The sequence below is a fragment of the Brevibacillus sp. LEMMJ03 genome (assembly GCF_007197875.1).
GTDB classification, from domain to species: Bacteria; Bacillota; Bacilli; order Brevibacillales; family Brevibacillaceae; genus Brevibacillus; species Brevibacillus thermoruber.
In genome coordinates, this window is record NZ_VKJN01000007.1 from 214,625 (window position 1) to 234,474 (window position 19,850).

Here is a 19,850-nt window from a genome sequence, read left to right on the forward strand (position 1 = left end):
TCCGTAATGGCACTCATGTATGGATTCGTCAAGTGGATTCTTTATCTCTGGTTCCGCCCCCGCTTCCGGGGCCTCGACAAACTGGACGTCTCCCGGCCCTGCATCATCATCCCCAACCACGTCTCGCTCCTGGACGCGGTCCTGCTGGCCTTTGTCCTGCCGTCCACCACCACTTTTGTGGCCAACACCGAAATCGCCAAAAGATTCGCCTTTTTCCTTCGCTTCCGCAAGCACGTTACGGTCGACCCGCTCAACCCCTACTCGATTCGGCACATGCTGCGGGTGCTCAAAAACGGTGAATCGCTGGTGATTTTTCCGGAAGGACGGATCACCACCACCGGCGGCCTGATGAAAATCTACAGCGGCGTCGGCTATCTGGCCATGCGCACCGGCGCTCCCGTCTATCCGGTCATCATCCAGGGGCTGGAACGGTCGGTGTTCTCCTATCTGAAAGGCAAAGTGCGGATCGCCTGGTTCCCGAAAGTGACCATTTCCGTCGGCACGCCGTTCACCCTGCAGAAGAACGAACACGAATCGATGCGCGAGCAGAAGGCGGCGGCGAGCGACTTGATCCTGCGCACGCTGCAGACCGAGCTGTTCCGGGCGCGGATGAAGCAGGACGTCAACCTGTTTGACGAAGTGCTGGAAGCGGCCCGCATCCACGGCGCCAGGCAGATGATCGCCAAGGATCTGACCTCCTCCGTCAGCTATCGCACCCTGCTGATCGCCAGCTACCTGCTCGGCGACAAGTGGAACACGCTCTTGGCCGGCAAACGGACCGTCGGCGTGCTCCTGCCCAACTCGGTCGGTCATCTGGTCACCCTGCTCTCCCTGTTTCGGGTGGGAATCACCCCCGCGATCCTGAATTTCTCGCTCGGCGTCCGGTCACTCCTGGACTGCTGCGAGACGGCGGGCATCCACACGGTCCTGACCTCCCGCGTGTTTATCGAAAAAGGGAAGCTGGAGCATCTGATCCAGGGCCTTTCCGAGCGCGTCGCGATCATCTACCTGGAGGATGTGAAAGCCTCCGCGACCACCGGCAACAAGCTCACCGCCCTTTTCCGCTACCTGACCGGCCAGCGGTCGCAGGCAGGCGCCAACGAACTGATCCTGTTCACCTCGGGCAGCGAAAGCAAACCGAAAGGCGTCGTCCTGACGCACACCAATGTGTACGCCAATATCCAGCAGGTGACCAGCGTGATCGACATCACCGCCCGCGACAAGATTTTCAACGCGCTGCCGATGTTTCACAGCTTTGGGCTGACGGCAGGCACCCTGCTTCCGGTCGTCGCCGGGGTCCCGGTCTTTCTGTACCCCAGCCCGCTGCATTACAAGGTGATCTCCGAACTGTGCTACGACCAGAATGCGACGATCCTGTTCGGCACTTCCACCTTCCTGGCCGGGTACGGCAAAGCCGCCCATCCCTACAACTTCTATTCGCTCCGCTACGTCTTCGCCGGTGCGGAGAAGCTGAAACCGGATGTCCGGCAGTTGTGGATGGAGAAATTCGGGGTGCGGATTTTTGAAGGCTACGGCGCGACGGAGACGTCTCCGATCCTGTCGCTCAATACGCCGCTGGCCAACAGGCCGGGTACCGTCGGACGGCTGCTGCCCGGCATCGAATCCCGTCTGGAGCCGGTGGAGGGCATCGCCCGAGGCGGCCATCTGCTGGTCAAAGGGCCCAACGTGATGAAAGGGTACCTGATTCACGGCAAGGGTTTCCTCCCGGCAGACGACTGGTACCCGACAGGCGATCTGGTGGAACAGGATGCCGACGGCTTTCTCACGATCCAGTCGCGGTTGAAGCGCTTCGCCAAAATCGCCGGCGAGATGGTCTCGCTCAACCTGGTGGAAGAATTGGCCGCCCAGTGTTTCGGCCACTCCGAGCTGGCCGCCATCGCCGTCAGCGACCCGCGCAGGGGCGAAAAAATCGTGCTGTACACGACCGACGAATCCGTGCGCACGGACCGGCTGCGGGCGTACCTGGCAGAGAGGCAGTTTTCTCCCCTGCTGCTGCCGTCCGCCGTGCACGTCATCAAACAACTGCCGCTCCTGGGCAGCGGCAAAACCGATTACGTCGCGCTGAAACAGTTGGCCGAACAAGGGAGGAACGCGTCGTGAAGACGAGATGGCAGCCGCTTCAGGCCCTGTACGTTACGCAGTTTTTGTCCGCGTTTGCCGACAACATGATTTTGTTCGTGATCGCCAATCTGCTGCGGGAGAACGGCTTTTCTCCCGCGATGCTCGCACTCGTCTCGATGTCGTTTTTCCTGCCGTACATTGTCCTCGCCCCGGTCGTCGGCCCGTTTGCCGACAAGCATCCCAAATCGGTGGTGCTGGTGATCGGCAACCTGATCAAGGCGCTCGGCGTCCTGCTGCTGCTGGTGACCGACCACGCCAGCATCCTGATGCTGATGCTCAGCTACTTCACGGTCGGGGTGGGGGCTGTCGTCTACTCCCCGGCCAAGTACGGGATTCTGCCGGAGCTGACGCACAGCGAAGACGACCTGTTCCGCGCCAACGCCCGAATCGAAGCGTACACGATCATCGCCATTTTGACCGGGATCGGCGGCGGAGGGGCCATCGCCTCGATGACGCCTCCCCTGATCTCCTCGTTGATCTGCATGGCCCTGTACGTCTGTTCCGTGGCGATGACGTTTTTTATCCCGCGCCTCAACGGCAACCCCCGGATTCGCTACGGCGCGGAGGCGCGGCGGTTCTTCCACAACTTCCGGCAGTTGATGGGACGGCCGGAGACCAGCTTCTCCCTGATCGGCACCGGCGCGTTCTGGATGAGCTCGGCCGTTCTGCGGGTCGCGGTGCTAGCCTGGATTCCCGCCGCGCTCGGCATCCATCCGGAGAGCTTTTCCGTCTCGCTGATCCTGGCCACCACCTCGATCGGGATCATCTTCGGCGCGTTTCTCGCGCCCCGGCTGATCCCGCTGAACCGGTTCTACCGTTCGGTTGTCTACGGATTCGGGATGTTCCTGCTGATTCTGCTGTTCCCCTGGTTTCACGTCACGGCGATCGCCATCCTGTTCCTGCTTTTGGTCGGCTTCATGGGCGGCGTGTTTATCGTCCCGATGAACACCGTCCTGCAGGAGGAAGGAAAAAAGGTCGTCGGTACCGGGCAGACGATCGCGATCCAGAATTTCGTCGAAAACATCCTCATGCTGGTCGGCTCCGGCCTCTACTACATCATCGTCTACCTCGGCGCCTCCGTATCGGCCGCAATCGTGGCACAGGGGCTCCTGCTGCTGATCTTTCTGCTCTATCTCAACGGTCAGACGAAGCGGCTTGCCCGCGGCCGGGCGGAAAGCAGCGCGGGCCTGTAATGGGAAAAGCCGTGACGCGCTTCGTGTCACGGCTTTTTGCTGTGCGGGCGGCGTGTTCACACACCGGCCTTCTCATTGGCGTACGCCTGCAAGCACGCCAAAAACATCGCGCCGTACTTCTCAAACTTCGACTCGCCGACGCCTTTGACGCCAAGCATCGCCCGTTTGTCGGTCGGACACAGCCGGCTCATTTCCTGCAAGGTGCTGTCGTGGAAGATGACGTAGGGCGGCACGCCTTCACGCTGGGAAATCTCCTTGCGAAGCCGCCGCAGCCGCTCAAACAGCTCGTCGTCTTCTTCCTGCCTGGAGGGGCGGACCCATACCTTTTGCCACACCTTTTCTTCCCCTCTCAGCACGGGGATCGCCTTTTCCGCCAGCGTCACGACCGGGTAACGGCTTTCCGTCATGCCCAGATATCCCTCGGCAATCAGCAGATGGATCAGGTCGGCAATCTCCTGCTCCGTGTACTCGCTCATCACCCCATAGGTGGGCATCTTGTCAAAGCCGAACTGGGCCACTTTCTTGTTTTTCGAGCCTTTCAATACCTGGGCCGTCAGCGAGACGCCGAAGCGTTCCCTCATCCGCTTGACGCAGGAAAAGATCTTTTGCGCCTCCACCGTGATGTCCGCCAGTTCCGCCTCGTTGGTGCAGTTGCCGCATCGGCCGCAGACCTGCGCCGACGTCTCGCCGAAGTACTGCACGATGTGCTGCTGCAGGCACCGGGGCGTCCGGCAGTAATCGATCATCGCGTACAGCCTTTTGTATTCGGCTTCTTTCCGCTCGTCCGCGAGCTGGTTCTGCTCGATCAAAAACGTTTGCGTCTGGATATCCTGCGGGTGAAACAGCAGGATGCACTCGCTTGTGGCGCCGTCCCTGCCCGCCCGTCCGGCTTCCTGGTAGTAGGCTTCCAGATTTTTCGGCATGTTGTAGTGGATCACGTAGCGGACGTTGGACTTGTCGATGCCCATGCCAAACGCGTTGGTGGCGATCATCGTCCGGACGTCGTCAAACAGAAACGCCTCCTGGTTGCCCGCCCGCTCCGCTTCACTCAGGCCGGCGTGGTAGCGGGTGACGGACAACCCTCGCTCCCGCAAGTACTCGTACAGCCCGTCCACCTCTTTGCGGGTCGCCGCATAGACGATACCGGCCTGCTCTGGATGGGCCCGCAGATAGTCCAGCACAAAGCGGCGGCGGTCCTCACCTTTGCGCACGGACAAGACCAGGTTGTCCCGGGCAAAGCCGGAGATGAAGACGGCTTCGTCCCGCAGCCCGAGCAGCCGGCGGATGTCCTCCGTCACTTCGGGCGTAGCCGTAGCCGTCAGCGCCGCCACGACGGGCCGTTTCGGCAGCGATTGGACGAACCGGGCAACCGCCAGATAGCTGGGGCGGAAATCGTGCCCCCACTGCGAGACGCAGTGGGCTTCATCGACCGCGACAAACGACACGGGCAGTTCGTTGGCCCAGGTAAGAAAGTGTTCCGACTCCAGCCGCTCCGGCGCCAGATACAGCAGCTTGTACGCCCCTTGGCGGGCGTGCTCCAGCCGGCGGCGCACTTCCGCGTAATCCAGCGTGCTGTTGATCTGGGTGGCGGGAATCCCCGCGCTGACCAGCCCGTCCACCTGGTCTTTCATCAGCGAGATGAGCGGGGAGATGACGATCGTCAGCCCGTCAAACAGCAGGGCCGGGACCTGATAGCAGATGGACTTCCCGCCCCCGGTCGGCATGATGCCCACGGTATCGCGGCCGGACAGCAGGCTGTGGACGATCTGTTTTTGCCCCTCCCGAAACGACGGGTAGCCGAAGTGCTTGTGCAGGATGTCTTCTGCTTGTTTCAACAACGTGATCCACCCCTTTACTTTTCATGAGTCTGCGCAAAAAAGCATCCGAGAGCGCTTGGGGACTGCTCTCGGATTGCTTATACCATGCGAGACAGGGATAAAAACAGCTACGTCGCTTTGACCGTCCGCCGCTGCATCAGAAGCAGCCGGCCGAACAAAAACACGGCGCCCGCAGCCAGGCCGGCGATCAGGCCGATCCAATACCCGAACGCGGCCCGGGAGGTGTAGTTGGCCAAGAGATAGCCGAGCGGCAGGCCAATCACCCAGTAGGAGACAAGCGCGGCGACGAACGGGACCGTCACGTCCTTGTACCCGCGCAAAATGCCCTGGATCGGGGCAGCCACCGCGTCCGACAGGAGAAACAGAATTGAGTACATCAGGAACTGCTGCGTAAGCTGAAGCACGTCCGGGTCGGTCGTGTAAAAGCCGGCCACCTGTTCGCTAAACAGGAACAGCCCGACGGCGAACAAGCTCGCCATCACCAGGGCGATCCCGATTCCCAGGTAGCTGTACTGGCGCGCGTCCCGGAACCGTTCCGCCCCCACTTCAAACCCGACCACGATGGTGAGCGCCATGGAGATGCTCAGCGGCACCATGTAAATAAACGAAGCGAAGTTCATCGCCGCCTGGTGAGCCGCGATCGTGACCGTGTTGAACTGGCTCATCAGCAGCGTGACGGCGGCAAAAATGCTCACCTCGAAAAAGATCGAGAAGCCGATCGGCACGCCCAGCCGGAGCAGCTCTTTCCACGCGGGCAAGGACACGCGGAACAGCCGCGAAAACATCCTGTATTCGGTAAACGGCTCGACGCGATGCACCACGTACAAGCTGATCAGGGCAATGCACCAATAGGTGATGGCCGATGCCACCCCCGCACCGACGCCCCCGAGCCGGGGAAACCCGAAATTCCCGAAAATGAGCACGTAGTTCAACGCGACGTTGATCGGCAGGGAAATCAGCGTAATGACCATCGTCACCCGCGTCATGCCGAGCGCGTCGATAAAACAGCGCAGCACGGTGTAGACAAACATGGGCACGATGCCAAACGACAGCGCGATCAGGAATCGCCGGGCAATGTCGCGAACGTCCGTCTCCAGATTCATGCTGTTCAAAATCGGCTGGAGAACCAGCGCGCCGCACAGGATGACGGCGACGGCGATCACGACGGACAAATAGAGCGCCTGCATGACCGTAAACGGCACCTGATCCTTCCGCATGGCGCCGACCAGTTGGGCCACCATCGGCGTCACCGCCAGCAGGATACCGGTCAGCCCCGACTGAATCGGGACCCAGATGCTCGACCCGATCGCCACGCCCGCCAGATCGACGGGACTGGCGTGGCCCGACATGATGGTGTCAAAGAAGGTCATGGCAAACAGGGCCAACTGCGAGACCAGAATCGGCAGCAGAACGGACAGGAACTGACGCAGTTTTTCTTGGAGCGTGTGCGTTTGATGCATGGTTTGTTCATCCTCCGAAAACGGCAGACGCGGCGAAATCGATCCGCCCCGCTCTCATCCAAAAGATGGCTCCGCTCTATTCTACCATGCGATCCCGTCCGCGTCCGCATATGAATAACGCCGGGGGCACACAATATCACTGGCAACAACGACAAGGAGGGCAGGACGATGAACAAACAACGGGCAAAAGAAATTGCCGCTTCCCCCGTCATGGCAAACGTGACCTGCGACGGCACTCCCGTCTACATCCAGCATGTCGATGAACAGAACGAAACGGCCCGCATCTATCCCCTGGGTGAGCCGGAAAAGGAACAGACGGTGCCGTTGAATCGTTTGATTGAGCATTAAGATAGGCAAAGAACGAAGAAACCTCCGGATAAGGAGGTTTCTTCGTTGTTCGCGGTGAAACGCCAACGGTCATTTGCTGCCCTTCATGATGCTTTCGATCACGTCCAGACCCTTGTACTGCCCCATCGCCAACGGGCCCATGATTTCAGTATCCACAACGAACACGCGGTTGTTCTTCACAGCGCGCAGATTCTTCCAGACCGGATTTTGCTCCAGTTCCTTCAGCGCTACGTCCGCCGAGCGGGTAAAGTCCTCCCCCAGAAAAATGTAATCCGGATTCAACTCGCTTACGCCCTCCAGGCTGATTTCGCCGTAATCCCCCATTTTGTCAAATGGCGTAAAGCCGAGCTCCTTGTAATATGGAGACATGCGCACCCCGCCATAGTAGTTAAATCCTTTGCCCCACGTCATCAAAAACAGGGCCGTTTTTCCCTTCTCGCCGGATTGTTCCATCAACGAGGCGACGTCCTTCAGTTTTTGGCGATAGCTGTCTATGTATTGCTGCGCCTTTTCCTCTTCGCCCATGACGGCAGCGACCTGCATGATCGTCACCTGCCAATTTTCCGATGACGGGATCAGGATCGTCGGCGCAATTTTGGACAACTGCTCGTACCGGTTTTCGTCTCCTTCCCAGGCAATAATCACATCCGGATTCAACTCCAGGATTTTTTCCAAATGGGGCTCATCGCCCAGATCGGCAATCTTCCCCTCTTTTGTATACGCCTCGTAGACGGGAAAATTTCTGAGCGATTTCAGCCCGGCCACACCCTTGACCGCCGCAGTCTCACCGATGGCAAACAAGTGATCGGCGTAGGGCGTGGGGAGATCACACGGATGCGGCACGATGGATATCAGTGATGATTGATGTATAATCAAAACAAGGATGCTGATGAACGGAACCCATGATGGAAGCGGAGGATCAGAGAAATGCGTACTGATGAAACCGTGTACTATCGCGAAGTCCAGCGTTTTCGGCAGATATGGCTGTGGGCGATTGTGATTGCCATCGATATCTTGATGGTGTCCACCTTTTCGTACGATTTCTACCAGCGGATTTTTTTGGGAAGAACGGTTGATGAGCCAATGTCCGCGGCGGAAGCGTGGATCACCTGGATGTTGTTGGGTATTGTGCTTCCGTTCCTGATCACCGCGATGTTCTTGTCCAAACTGGTGGTGGAGGTAACGGAACAGGGGGTGTCGATCCGCTATTTCCCCTTCGTCCGCCGCCGCATCCCCTACGCGGACATTGCGTCGCATGACGTGTGCCAATTCAGCCCGTTCTGGGATTTTGGCGGATGGGGCATCAGATGGTTTCCCGGCGGATGGGCCTACATCGTCAGCGGAAATCGCGGGGTCAAACTGCGGTTGAACGACAACAAACTGCTGATTATCGGCTCCCACCATCCCGAAAAGCTGGCGGAAGCCATCGCCGAGGCGATGGGAGACAGGCGGGACGGGTGAAAAAGGTTCCCGTCCGATCCGGCACGTCCTTCCCCCATGCGCGCGCATGAACGTGATCCCCTCTTGCTTGCAGGCAAACTCCCTCTGCCGGCTGCGGCTGCGAGGGAGTTTGTTCTTGCGCGGTTTACACCATGCCCGGAGACAGTGTCCCCGTCGTCTCGCTGAATGACACCCGCTCTCCCTGCTGAAGCTGATACATGTGATAATAGCGGCCGCCCAGCTTCATCAGCGTCTCGTGGTCTCCCCGCTCCACGATTTCGCCCCGGTCCAGGACGAGAATCAGATCGGCGTGTTTGATCGTCGACAGCCGATGCGCGATGATAAACGTCGTCCGCCCCTTTTTCACCACGTCCAACGCCTCTTGGATGATCGCTTCCGTTTCCGTGTCGATGTTGGAGGTGGCTTCGTCCAGGATCAGGATGGCGGGATCAAATGCAAGCGCGCGGGCAAACGAAATGAGCTGCCGCTGGCCCGCCGACAGGGTGCTGCCTTTTTCCACCACGGGCTCGTCGATGCCGTTGGGCAAATGCTTGAGCAGGCGATCCGCTCCAATCTCGCTCAGCACCTTTTCCACGCGCTCCCGGGAGATGGCAGGATCACCCAGCGACACGTTGGACGCGATCGTTCCCGTAAACAGGAACGGGTCCTGCAGCACGATGCCCATGTGCTCCCGCACGGTCTGCCGGGGCATCTCGCGAATGTCCCGATCGTCGATGGCAATGCGTCCGCGGCTTGCGTCATAAAAACGGAAGAGCAGATTCAGGATGGAGCTTTTCCCGGACCCCGTATGTCCGACCAGCGCCACCGTCTGTCCCGGCATCGCCTCGAACGAAATGCCTTTGAGCACATACTCGTCATCCTTGTAGGCGAACCATACGTCTTCGAAGGTCACTTTCCCCCGGTACCGCTCCATCTTCTGGTCCGAGACGTCTTCGCCCTCCTCGTCGAGCAGGACGAATACCCGCTCTGCGGAGACAAGCGCGGTCTCCAGGTTGGGCAGTTGATTCACAATACCGACAATCGGCTGGAACAGCCGGTTCAGATAATCGACAAACGCATACAGCACGCCGAGCGAGATCGCTCCCTCCGCTCCGGCGATGGAGACGCCGCCAAAATACCAGATCAGCGCCACAAAGGCGATCGTCCGAATCACCCCGACCAGATTGTGGCCGGTCAGGGCGTTCAAGCTGAGCAGCTTGCTCCGGTACGTGAAGTGGCGGGTATTGTACTCCTCGAACTCCCGCTCCGTTTGTTTCTCCCGGCGAAACGCCTTAATCACCGCAATCCCCTGGATCGATTCGTTGATCATGGCGTTGATTTCGCTGACGGTGGAGCGAATGACGCGGTTGTACCGCTTGGCGAACAGCCGGTAGGCGTACATCCACACCGCCAGCACGGGCACGATGAACAGGCAGATCGCCGCCAGCCGGACATCCAGCACGAAAAGCGCGGCAAACACCCCGATCATGTAAATCGAACCGGTAAAAAAGTTGGCCAACACCGATACGTACAGCTCGCGTATCGATTCCGTGTCGTTGGTGATCCGCGACACGACCTTTCCCGCCGGCAGGTTGTCAAAATAGCGGATTGGCAGCCGGTGAATGTGAGCGAACACGTCCGTCCGCATTTTTCGGATGATCCGGTTGGCCGTGGCCTGCAGCAGGTACCGCTGACCGTAACTGAACAGCGCCGAGATGACGAGCAGCCCGAAATAGACCCGGCAGAGATCAAGCAGCCCGTTCATCTCCGGGCGGAAAAACATGAACATCTCCCCGGCAGTCAGCCTGCGCGCTTCATAGGTTTTCGTCTGCTCCCCCTTTGTGATCGCCAAGAGACCGTTTTCCGTGATGGATCGATCGCCGTCAAAAGCAAGCGGGCTTTCGACAAAATAGTAATCCCGGTTCACCTGCAGCACCCTGACCTCCGCACCGCGCGGCTCGTCGGCGGCAAAGCGGTCCGCCCGTTTGTACAGCGTTTCGCCGTACGCGACCGCATACGGCCCTTCCGCCTTCGTCTCATACCAGGGCTGCTCGATGCCGGAAATGTGCACATCGATCATCCGCTTGGCGATGAGCGGCCCGGCCAGGTCCGTGCCCACGGCGACGGCCAGCATGAGCAGCGCCAGGATCAGCGAGGTTTTGAAATGCAGCGCGTAACGCATCAACCGCCTGCCTGTTTTGGCCAGGCTGCCGGCGGTCCGGTCCATCTCCAAATCGAACTGTTCCTTCTCCATACTCACGTTTTGTTTCACCCGCTCCCGGTCAGTTTTGCTTCCACTTGCTGGCGTTCAAACTGTTCCTTGTACCAGCCGCCTTGTTCCATAAGCTGATCGTGCGTGCCCCGCTCCACAATCCGTCCCTCGTCGAGCACCAGGATAAGATCGGCGTGTTGAACGGCGGAGAGCCGGTGCGCCGTGATGATCGTCGTTTTGCCGGCACGCGCCCGGCGGATGTTGGCGATGATCTCCGCTTCCGTCCGCGCGTCCACCGCCGACATCGCATCGTCCAGGATGAGAATGGGCGGATCGGCAATCAGCGCCCGCGCGATGGAGACCCGCTGTTTCTGTCCGCCCGAGAGCGCGACGCCTTTTTCCCCGACAAGCGTTTCCAACCCGTGCGGGAGGTAAGCCAAATCCTTTTGGAAGGCCGATGCCGCGATCGCGTCGTCCAACTGCTCCGCTGTCGCGCCGCCATTGCCAAATACAATATTGTTCCTCACCGTTCTTGAGAACAGAAACTGCTCCTGCGGCACATACCCGTACCACGATTTCAGCCGGTCCATGTCGATCCGGTCGATCGGGATGCCGGAGATGGTGACGACCCCTTCTCCCGGCGGATATTCCCGCAGCAACTGCTTGACGAGCGTCGTTTTGCCGCTGCCGGTGCGTCCCACCAGCCCCAGCGTCTGCCCCTTTTCCAGGGTAAAGGTCACGTCCTCCAAATTGTTGACGGCAGACGTCGGATAGCGAAACGTCACGTGTTTGAATGCGATCCGTTCGGGACGTTCCACCGCGATCGTCTCCTCCGGTTCGGGAACGTCAGGCGGACAGCCGAGCGTTTCATTGACCCGGTCCAGAGAGGCATTGCCCCGCTGCATCACGTTGATCATCTCGCCGATCGCGAACATCGGCCAAATCAGCATGCCCAGGTACACGTTGAAGGACACCAGCCCGCCGATCGTCAATTCGTTGTGAAAGACCAGGGAGGCCCCGTACCCAAGCCCGATCAGGTAACTGGCCCCGACAAACATCTTGATCGTGGGCTCGAACAGGGAGTCGATCCTGGCGACGGCCAGATTCTTCTCCAGCACGTCCCGGGTCACGTCGGCAAAATGCTTCTCCGCCGCCCGCTCCTGCACGTAGGCCCGGATCACACGAATGCCCGAGATCGTCTCCAGCACTCCGTCATTCATATCCCCGAACGCGTCCTGCGCCGCCGTAAACCGCGCATGCATCCATTTCCCGTAAAAACGGATCAGGACCGCCATGATCGGCAGCGGCAAAATGGCCGCCAGCGTCAGCTTCCAGGAGACAAACGCAATCATCGTCACCAGGAGCGTCGCCATCCAAACCGTGGAGTCAATGAACGTCAAAATCCCAAAGCCGGCCGTTTGCGAAATCGCCTGCAGGTCGTTCGTCGCCCGCGCCATCAGGTCACCCGTGCGGTTCCGTTCAAAAAAGGGCGGGCTCATCTTGAGAAAATGGCGCATCAGCCGGGACCGCATCAGCCGCTCCACCACGAACGCCCCTCCAAACAACTGATACATCCACACGTAGGTGATGAGGTACACGACCACCGCGATGCCGACCAGCAAGAGCAGCGTCTGCGTCATCCCTGCCCACGTCAGCGTCCCGTGCTGAATGGCGTCAATCGAGCGGCCCACCATCATCGGCGGCATCACCTCCAGGATGCCGACAAAAATGAGCAGCGACACGGCCAGCGTATACCGCTTCCACTCCTGCCTGAAAAACCATCCGAGCTTTCGTATGACCGACAGCATGTTGTTCCCCTCCTCATTCATTTCCAGACAAAAAAGCACACCACTCGGAAGCGGTGTGCTTTGTCACAGCGAGTCAACGATAGGAAAAGCGCATGCCACGAGGGTGCGTGACCTGCGCCTGCTTACGCTTACGTAGCGAAAAGGGCTCGTGTGCACCGTACTGCTCTTCGCGTCAGGAGGGAGGTCACGTCATGAGATATGGAGTTGCGACCGGCATCAAACGGAATCCAAATCCTGATCATGACAGACAGCCCCCTTTCCAGAAAATTTCATCCTTTGCGTATACTGGTACGGTATCACGAATGGATGAATCTGTCAATTGATTTTCCCGTGTTCCCGTGACCGGCCATCGCCACTGTTCACTGCCCCGGCAGTTGAGGCGAATGCGAGAACCCCTATCATTTCTTGCTTGTTTCTTGGCATGAACCCCATTATAATGGATTCGTAATAATGATTTTCATTATCAGTGAAAGGTGGTGGCGGAATGGTGAAGCACGTGCGAGCGGCAGAACCAACTTCCATAGCCAAAATCATTCGTGAAAGACGAACGATACGTTCCTTTACGAATGAGCCTGTTACCAAGGAACTGATCATCGATCTTCTCAATGACGCCGTCTGGGCCCCCACTCACGGGTTGAGGCAGCCTTGGCGCTTTCTGTTCGTGTCCACAGACGAAAAGGAACGCTTCATCGAGTATCTTCTTCAGGCCTTTCCGAACGATCAGCAGGACAAGATGCGCACCTATTTTCACGCGCAGGCTTCCGCCTTTTTGATTGTCATCATGTCGGAAGACCCTCGACCGAAACAATGGGAAGAAGACTTTGCGGCATCAGCCGCCATGATCCAGAACTTTCAGCTGCTGGCATGGGAACGGAAACTTGGCGTCGTGTGGAAAACCAACAACCACAACTGGGACCCCAAGGTTCGCCAACTGCTGGGTGTAAAACCCGGAGAGAAAATCGTCGGGTTTCTGCATCTGGGATTTTTCGACAGCGAACAGATTCCGGAACCAAAACCGCGTACGCCCGCTGAAGAGAAACTCACCCTGTTTGAAAATCTGAAGCCATAACACGGAGGAACCTGATGTTGCTTTATTCACGTCAACCATGGATTGGCCTGCTTCTTTGCGCGCTCATCATTCTCCTGACGGCCTGCAGCGGCGTTTCGGAGACAGCAGCCCCCGCTGCGACAACCGAACCGAAAGCGCCAGCCCAGGAAGAATCCCGAACCATCCAGCATGAGATGGGAGAAACGGTGATCAAGGCCAAACCTGAAAAAATTGCAGTCCTGTTTCCTTCGATGATCGATTTTCTTCTGTCCGTGAACGAAACACCCTACGCGGCCGTTAGCGGCGGACCGAAAAGTAAAGAGTTTTCCTGGTATTTGAAGGATCGCATGACCAATACCGTCAATTTGGGCTGGCTGGTCAATTCTACGAATCTGGAAGCGGTCGTGGATGCCCAGCCCGACTTGATCGTGGCAAGCGATGCTTTTGCCAAAGCCTACGAACAGTTGTCCAAAATTGCGCCAACCGTCATCATCAAGCCCGCTGAAACCAAAGACGGCGTGAAGGATTGGCGGCAAACGTTCATTAAGACGGCTGAAATCGTAGGAAAAGAAGACGAGGCCAAACAAGTCATTGCAGCCTATGAGCAGAAAGCCAAAGACGCACGGGAAAAAATCGCCAAAGCGATCGGCAATGAAACCGTTATGTTCTTGCGTGTAACGGCCAAGGAACTTCGTTATTACGGCGCGAAAAACTTCGATGTGCTGTACAATGACCTGGGGTTACATAAACCTGCGCATTTCCCGGATAACAGCGCAACCTTCCAACCGCTGTCCCTGGAGGTCCTGCCGGAAATCAATCCCGATCACATTTTTCTGTTGACGGAAAGTCCTGAAAAACTGGCGGAGATCCAAAAAACGCCTCTCTGGAACAAACTCACGGCTGTTCAAAAAAACCAGGTGTATCCGGTTGATTACGACTTGTGGTTCCAAGGATTCGGCCCGATTGCCAACAACCTGATCATCGATGAAGCAGTTGAAAAATTAACCAAGTAACAGCCTTTGCATATTGTGCCTTGTGCCCTTCCACCGAACGCGTGGAAGGGTTTTTCTGTGCCTTACGCTTTCCCGGACGAGGAACCCGTTCCCTATTCCTAGAAGAAAAACACGGTACATCCAACCTTTTTCCGTCGAATGTACCGTGTTCGTTTGATGGCATCGGGGTCATGCCCCTTTTTCATGCGAATGCGCTCGTTCAACCGATGCATGCGCCAACCCATACGGCAGGCACAGCGGCACCCCCGTTCGGGGGTCGGCAACAATATCCGCTTCAATCCCGAATACTTCACGCAGCACGTCATGCGTCATCACCTGATCGGGAGCGCCTTCGCAAACGACCTTGCCCTTTTTGATCGCGATCATGTGCTGGGCGTAACGCGCCGCATGGTTCAGGTCATGAACCACCATGACAATCGTGCGCTGTTCCTCTTGATTCAGCTTGTGCAGCAGTTCGAGAACTTCCAGTTGGTGAGCCATGTCCAGGAACGTCGTGGGCTCATCGAGAAACAAGAAATCGGTTTGCTGGGCCAGCGCCATGGCGATCCATGCCCGCTGCCGCTGCCCACCGGACAGTTGTTCAACCGGGCGGTCACGAAATTCCACGATGCCTGTGACCTCAATCGCCCACTGAATGATTCGCTTGTCCTCCTGCGTCAACGAACCGAATCCTCTCTGGTGAGGAAACCGCCCGTAGCCGACCAGCTCGGAGACGGTAAGCCCGTCGGGGGCCGTTGGATTTTGCGGCAAAATGGCAAGCTGCTTCGCCACTTCCTTGGTCGACTGGCTGTGAATGGCCTTCCCGTCCAGGAAAACGGCCCCGTCTTTCGGCTTCATAATCCGCGCCAGCGTCTTGAGAATCGTAGACTTCCCGGAACCGTTGGCACCGACAAGAGCCGTGATTTTCCCCGTAGGAATGGTCAGATTCAACTGTTCCACAATGATGCGATCACCATAGGCGATATCTACCTGCTTTGCGTACAGACGTCCCATAAATACTTACGCCTCCATTCATCAGGTCTTCATCAGCAAATAGATGAAGTATGGTGCGCCAATAATGGCCACGACAATGCCGACGGGAATCTCCGAAGGCTGCAGAATCCAGCGGGCCAGTGTGTCCGCAACGATCAGGAGCAGCCCTCCCGCCAGTGCGGAAGCGGGGATCAGATACTGGTGATGGGGACCGACCAGCCGCCTCGCCAGATGAGGCCCAATGAGACCGACAAAGCCGATGCCACCTCCGACCGCCACACTTGCGCCCGCTAAACCAACCGCTGCGGCAAGCAGTCTGATCCGTTCCCGTTCCGTGGAAGTTCCGAGGCCAATCGCGAGCGGTTCTCCCAAGCGAAGAATATCCAATACCCGTGCCTTCACCATGACATAGGGAAGCAGGATCATGAGCCAGGGCAGCAAAGCCATGACAAAGTGCCAGTTCGCTCCCCAGATGCTGCCGGCCAGCCAAACGGAAACAAATTGGAATTTTTCGGGATTCAGTTTGATCGTGAGGACGATCATGGCGGCGCTAATGCCCGCGGAAACCGCAATCCCCACCAGAATGAGCCGTGTCGGCGCAACGCCCTGTCCTTTTCGGAAGGCCAGGGAGTAAATGACGGCGGCGGTCAGGGAAGCGCCTGCAAACGCACATAACGGCAGCAGGTAAACAGGAGCGCCGTCCGTCATCGGATAAAAGGAAATAAACAGGATCACCGCGAGGCCTGCCCCTGCGCTGATTCCCAACAAGCCCGGATCAGCCAGTGCGTTCCGGGAAACGCCTTGCAAAATCGCCCCGGAGACAGCCAACCCCGCTCCCACCAGGACGGAAAGAACGATACGAGGAAGCCGAAAGTCAAACAAGACAAGCTCCTGTTTCTCGGTGCCTGCGCCCACCAGCGTCTTCATGACATCCCACGGCGAAAGTTTGATAAAACCCGTATTCATGCTGATAAGAAACGCCGCGAGAATCAATGCGCCCAGCACAGCCATGACCTGGGCTGCGCGGATTTTTCGCCGGTGTTCCATGGTTCCTGCCTGCATGGATTTCATCCCAATTCCCTCCTTTCCCTACGGGCAAGGTAGAGGAAAAAGGGCACGCCGATCAGGGAAATCAGGGCGCCTACCGGCGTTTCGTAAGGCGGATTGATCATTCTCGCTCCGATATCGGCAAACACCATGAGCAAACTGCCCAGCACTGCGGAGCACGGAATGATCCACCGGTAGTCTACGCCTACCAAAAAACGTGCCACATGAGGGATGACCAATCCGATAAAGCCGATCATGCCGACCGTAGACACCGCCGCCCCCGCCAGGATCAGAACGATTACGGCACCGGCGAGCTTGACGCGACCCGTTCGCTGCCCCAAACCGGCGGCCATTTCTTCTCCCAGACTAAGCACCGTGATGGAACGGGAAAGCATCAGCGCTGCGATCAAACCAGCCACAATCCACGGGAACATGATCCTGATGTGAAGCCACGTGGTACCCGCAACGCCACCTGCGTACCAGAAGGCCAGCTCCTGCCCCACCTGGTAGTAGATCGCCACGCCCTCGCTAAGGGCCACGAGCAGGGCGCTAACGGCTGCACCAGCCAATGCCAGCCTGACCGGAGTCAATCCTCCTTTGGCCAATGAACCGATTCCATACACCAGCCCTGCCCCCAGCCCTGCGCCGAGGAAGGAGAACAGGATGACGTACGGAAAAGGCAGGCCGGGCCACAACGCAAAACAAAGCGCCAACGCAAAGCCCGAACCGGCATTCACACCGAGAAGGCCGGGGTCTGCCAACGGGTTGCGGGTCATCCCCTGCATGATCGCTCCCGCCACGGCAAAACCGGCGCCAACCATCGCTCCGCACAGCGCCCGAGGCAATCGCAATTCTTGAATGATTTGGTGCTGTGTCAAATCCGGCTGAAAATGAAAGACCGCTTCCCATACCGTCAGCAGGTGAATGTCGGCTGCACCGACTGAAATCGAAAGGGTCAAACCAAGCGCAAGCAGTATCAACCCGCCGAGGAGAATGAACAAAGCCAGGACGGGCCGGGTTTGCATGTGAGTTTTTGGTTTGGACGCTGCTGACATTTGTGCAACCCACTTCCATTCATTCAGTAATCATGATTGTCACTGCTACGTTAGACAGGTTAATGATAATGGTTTTCATTTGCACCTGTCAATAATCTAGCCGTTTCTTGCTAGAACCTTTCTCCCCGCAAACAAAACAGCGAGACCCCCTTGAGGGGATCTCGCACGTGTGCAGACAACATACTGCTGGGGGGATCAAACTTTTTGCCATACGCGGACGTTTCGATCCGCACGAATGGCAAATCCATCCGCCATCGTATCACGATTCCGTTATGCGAGCAGGAATCAGTTCCCAGGTGAACCCTCCATCCGACGTTTTGTATACATAGGTACCTTCATCCGTTCGAAACAGGGCAAACCCGATCTCGGCTGTCACATTATGATATGATCGTAAAATGAATGACGGCCTTGTTTTGCAGTCGCATTCCCTGGTACCCCCTCTGAGTAATAAAGGAAGAGCTGCGCATTCGGTTTCAATGGCAAGGCCTTGTCGGGAAACGAAGCAGTTTGTCTATTCGTTTTCAACCGGGTATTTTTGTAACAAGCTCTCTACATTCGATTCCAGTTCTTTTCGATCGATCGGGACATTCACGTTGAGTTCAATGGGGTGGAGGTAGTCGACAACTTCCCCCTTTGCATTGTATAGTTCAAACTGCACAAGAATCCCGGAATCTTTATCAACCCAGAAACGAAACGTGCTTGCACCTTGTTTTCTGGATGCAGCCTCATTCAAAATTCCTTTCAATACGATGGTATTATGGTCCAGCAGTTGTTCATCTTGTTTTTCAATTTCCCATTTGTCCAAATCCCTTGTAAAGTTGGATGCAATTTCATAAGGAAACAACGAAGTCTGCGCAGCACCGATTGGTGGACGTTCACGGTAATGGGTCACGTTGTTTCCGTGCGAATCCTTGCCAAAAGCCTGCTTCGGCTCAAGTGTTCCCGCATGACGATCGGCATTGTACCTCATCCGTCGGGTTGCTTTCCTTTCCTCATCCACAAGCCAAACACTGCCGTCCCGATAGTAGAAATGTTGAATGCGCGATTTCCCGGAATTTTTATCGACATGCGTACTTTTACTGTAGCCGCTTGTCGGCGCAATCTTATATTCAACCAGCGTGGTATATCCGTTTCGCAGGAGTTCAAATTTCCCCACTGCCGTATCAAAGTTGTCCACGGTATTCAGGAGTTTCGTGAGCACTTCTGTTTGTGTCAGATGATCGTAGTTTTCCTGTTTCGTCGGAGGTTCATAGACGGCGGGTTGTTCTTTCGTTTTCGTTGCGTGGTCCACTTGGTGCGAATCTGGTGCAGTTGATTGTACAGCGGGTTCTCTCGTATGGTCTTGAGCCGTACTATTTGTACAGCCGTAACAGATGATCATCAGGATGGCCCAAAAATAGACTGCTTTTCTCATGCACAGCCTCCTCTGCTGCAATTTTACTTTTAGTGGAAATGGTAAATATATGTGACATGCAACGACGATTTTCGTACCATGAAATAAACTGTTTTTAGGATATCGTAGCAAATTTTTATAGAGGAGGAAATGTATGAAAGGCTTTGACAGTATTGCAGCGTCAATGTTTCCAGGGGAGTGGAACATAATAAAAGAGCGGGATGGAGATTCCGAAGCAAGTACAATACTGTTAGAACATAGCGATTTCATTTTTTCGCGGTTTCCCGAACAATCTTTTCTCCTTGATAGATTTCCGAAAAGAATCGCGGATCACACAAAGTTTGCTTCCCTTGCTCTATCATTTGGCGAAGTTGAGGATAACCCTGTGTTGAGAAGCAGATACATCAACGAAGAGCAAAAGTTTATCCGTGTGTTTCAGTTACTGTGGGCTTATGATAATGTTTGGGTTGAGACATCTCTACGATATGAGAATACCGAGCGGATCAAGGAAGTCTTGCAGAATCAGGAAAAGGAAAAGAGAATGTTTACCGCTTTGGAGAAACTTATACAAAATGACAGTGACCATCTGCAAATAGAAGAGCTTGCTGATCTGGAAGTCTTCCTGGAGCTTGGTTTACGGGAAACTGTTTCATCTGTATTTGTTTTTGAAAACATGCACGTGTGTACGTGGTCAAATTTTGATTTAAACATGCCCATGTTCATCGGAAATTCAGAGAGCTTGGAAATTCTTAGAACAATTATAACAACAGAAGGTTTGTACTTACGCCGTTAGATAGATAATCGCTCTGGACTTTCATCAATCCTCTTTACACGGAGTTAAGACTAAGGATAACTTTGTGTAAAGGGGTTGTTTTTCTATG

16 protein-coding genes are annotated in these 19,850 nt (G+C 56.5%); 7 read left to right on the forward strand and 9 right to left on the reverse strand.

Translation table 11 applies throughout. The annotated features are described in order from the left end of the window. The first annotated feature begins 6 nt into the window (after positions 1-6). Together FOI68_RS11430 and lplT are read left to right on the forward strand one after the other, a co-directional pair. Positions 7-2,121, forward strand: a complete 2,115-nt coding sequence (locus tag FOI68_RS11430) for an AMP-binding protein (protein ID WP_143863247.1) — start codon at positions 7-9, stop codon at positions 2,119-2,121. Continuing rightward, positions 2,118-3,335 carry a lysophospholipid transporter LplT gene (gene lplT, locus FOI68_RS11435; protein WP_044897672.1) on the forward strand — a complete coding sequence of 406 codons (1,218 nt, stop codon included), beginning with the start codon at positions 2,118-2,120 and terminating at the stop codon, positions 3,333-3,335. Before FOI68_RS11430 ends, lplT begins: the two co-directional genes overlap by 4 nt. Before the next feature lie 56 nt (positions 3,336-3,391). On the opposite strand, the gene recQ is transcribed toward lplT, so the two are convergent. Then, positions 3,392-5,173, reverse strand: coding sequence for a DNA helicase RecQ (gene recQ, locus FOI68_RS11440; RefSeq protein WP_143863248.1), 1,782 nt, complete (start codon positions 5,171-5,173; stop codon positions 3,392-3,394). 107 nt (positions 5,174-5,280) lie between these two features. Further along, on the reverse strand, positions 5,281-6,633 hold the full coding sequence (locus tag FOI68_RS11445) for an MATE family efflux transporter (RefSeq protein ID WP_143863249.1): 1,353 nt from the start codon (positions 6,631-6,633) through the stop codon (positions 5,281-5,283). A gap of 168 nt (positions 6,634-6,801) precedes the next feature. Between FOI68_RS11445 and FOI68_RS11450 the strand changes: the two genes are divergently transcribed. Then, positions 6,802-6,981, forward strand: a complete 180-nt coding sequence (locus tag FOI68_RS11450) for a small acid-soluble spore protein H (RefSeq protein WP_029100510.1) — start codon at positions 6,802-6,804, stop codon at positions 6,979-6,981. A gap of 69 nt (positions 6,982-7,050) precedes the next feature. Here the strand turns inward: FOI68_RS11450 and FOI68_RS11455 are convergent, their stop codons facing one another. Next, a complete protein-coding gene (locus FOI68_RS11455) occupies positions 7,051-7,824 on the reverse strand; it encodes an ABC transporter substrate-binding protein (protein WP_255433438.1) in 774 nt (257 codons plus the stop codon). A gap of 84 nt (positions 7,825-7,908) precedes the next feature. Between FOI68_RS11455 and FOI68_RS23955 the strand changes: the two genes are divergently transcribed. Continuing rightward, positions 7,909-8,442, forward strand: a complete 534-nt coding sequence (locus FOI68_RS23955; protein ID WP_255433439.1) for a hypothetical protein — start codon at positions 7,909-7,911, stop codon at positions 8,440-8,442. A 124-nt stretch (positions 8,443-8,566) separates the two neighbouring features. Here the strand turns inward: FOI68_RS23955 and FOI68_RS11465 are convergent, their stop codons facing one another. Both FOI68_RS11465 and FOI68_RS11470 read right to left on the reverse strand, forming a co-directional pair. Beyond that, on the reverse strand, positions 8,567-10,675 hold the full coding sequence (locus FOI68_RS11465; RefSeq protein WP_143863270.1) for an ABC transporter ATP-binding protein: 2,109 nt from the start codon (positions 10,673-10,675) through the stop codon (positions 8,567-8,569). A 14-nt stretch (positions 10,676-10,689) separates the two neighbouring features. Next, positions 10,690-12,441 carry an ABC transporter ATP-binding protein gene (locus FOI68_RS11470; RefSeq protein WP_143863251.1) on the reverse strand — a complete coding sequence of 584 codons (1,752 nt, stop codon included), beginning with the start codon at positions 12,439-12,441 and terminating at the stop codon, positions 10,690-10,692. Positions 12,442-12,925: 484 nt separating this feature from the next. Between FOI68_RS11470 and FOI68_RS11475 the strand changes: the two genes are divergently transcribed. Beyond that, entirely contained in the window at positions 12,926-13,510 is a 585-nt protein-coding gene (locus FOI68_RS11475; protein WP_143863252.1) for a nitroreductase family protein, read from the forward strand. A 14-nt stretch (positions 13,511-13,524) separates the two neighbouring features. After that, on the forward strand, positions 13,525-14,502 hold the full coding sequence (locus FOI68_RS11480) for an ABC transporter substrate-binding protein (protein ID WP_143863253.1): 978 nt from the start codon (positions 13,525-13,527) through the stop codon (positions 14,500-14,502). A gap of 168 nt (positions 14,503-14,670) precedes the next feature. Here FOI68_RS11480 and FOI68_RS11485 read toward each other — a convergent pair whose 3' ends face one another. From FOI68_RS11485 to FOI68_RS11500, 4 genes are all read right to left on the reverse strand, one after another. After that, positions 14,671-15,495: an ABC transporter ATP-binding protein gene (locus FOI68_RS11485; RefSeq protein ID WP_044897668.1), complete on the reverse strand. Its 825-nt coding sequence runs from the start codon at positions 15,493-15,495 to the stop codon at positions 14,671-14,673. A 21-nt stretch (positions 15,496-15,516) separates the two neighbouring features. Beyond that, positions 15,517-16,536, reverse strand: coding sequence for a FecCD family ABC transporter permease (locus tag FOI68_RS11490; protein ID WP_370512125.1), 1,020 nt, complete (start codon positions 16,534-16,536; stop codon positions 15,517-15,519). 5 nt (positions 16,537-16,541) lie between these two features. Next, on the reverse strand, positions 16,542-17,576 hold the full coding sequence (locus FOI68_RS11495) for a FecCD family ABC transporter permease (protein WP_029100517.1): 1,035 nt from the start codon (positions 17,574-17,576) through the stop codon (positions 16,542-16,544). 511 nt (positions 17,577-18,087) lie between these two features. Further along, positions 18,088-18,990: a sigma-E factor regulatory protein RseB domain-containing protein gene (locus FOI68_RS11500; RefSeq protein ID WP_143863255.1), complete on the reverse strand. Its 903-nt coding sequence runs from the start codon at positions 18,988-18,990 to the stop codon at positions 18,088-18,090. 133 nt (positions 18,991-19,123) lie between these two features. On the opposite strand from FOI68_RS11500, the gene FOI68_RS11505 reads away from it, so the two are divergent. Further along, a complete protein-coding gene (locus tag FOI68_RS11505) occupies positions 19,124-19,762 on the forward strand; it encodes a hypothetical protein (RefSeq protein WP_143863256.1) in 639 nt (212 codons plus the stop codon). Positions 19,763-19,850 lie beyond the last annotated feature (88 nt).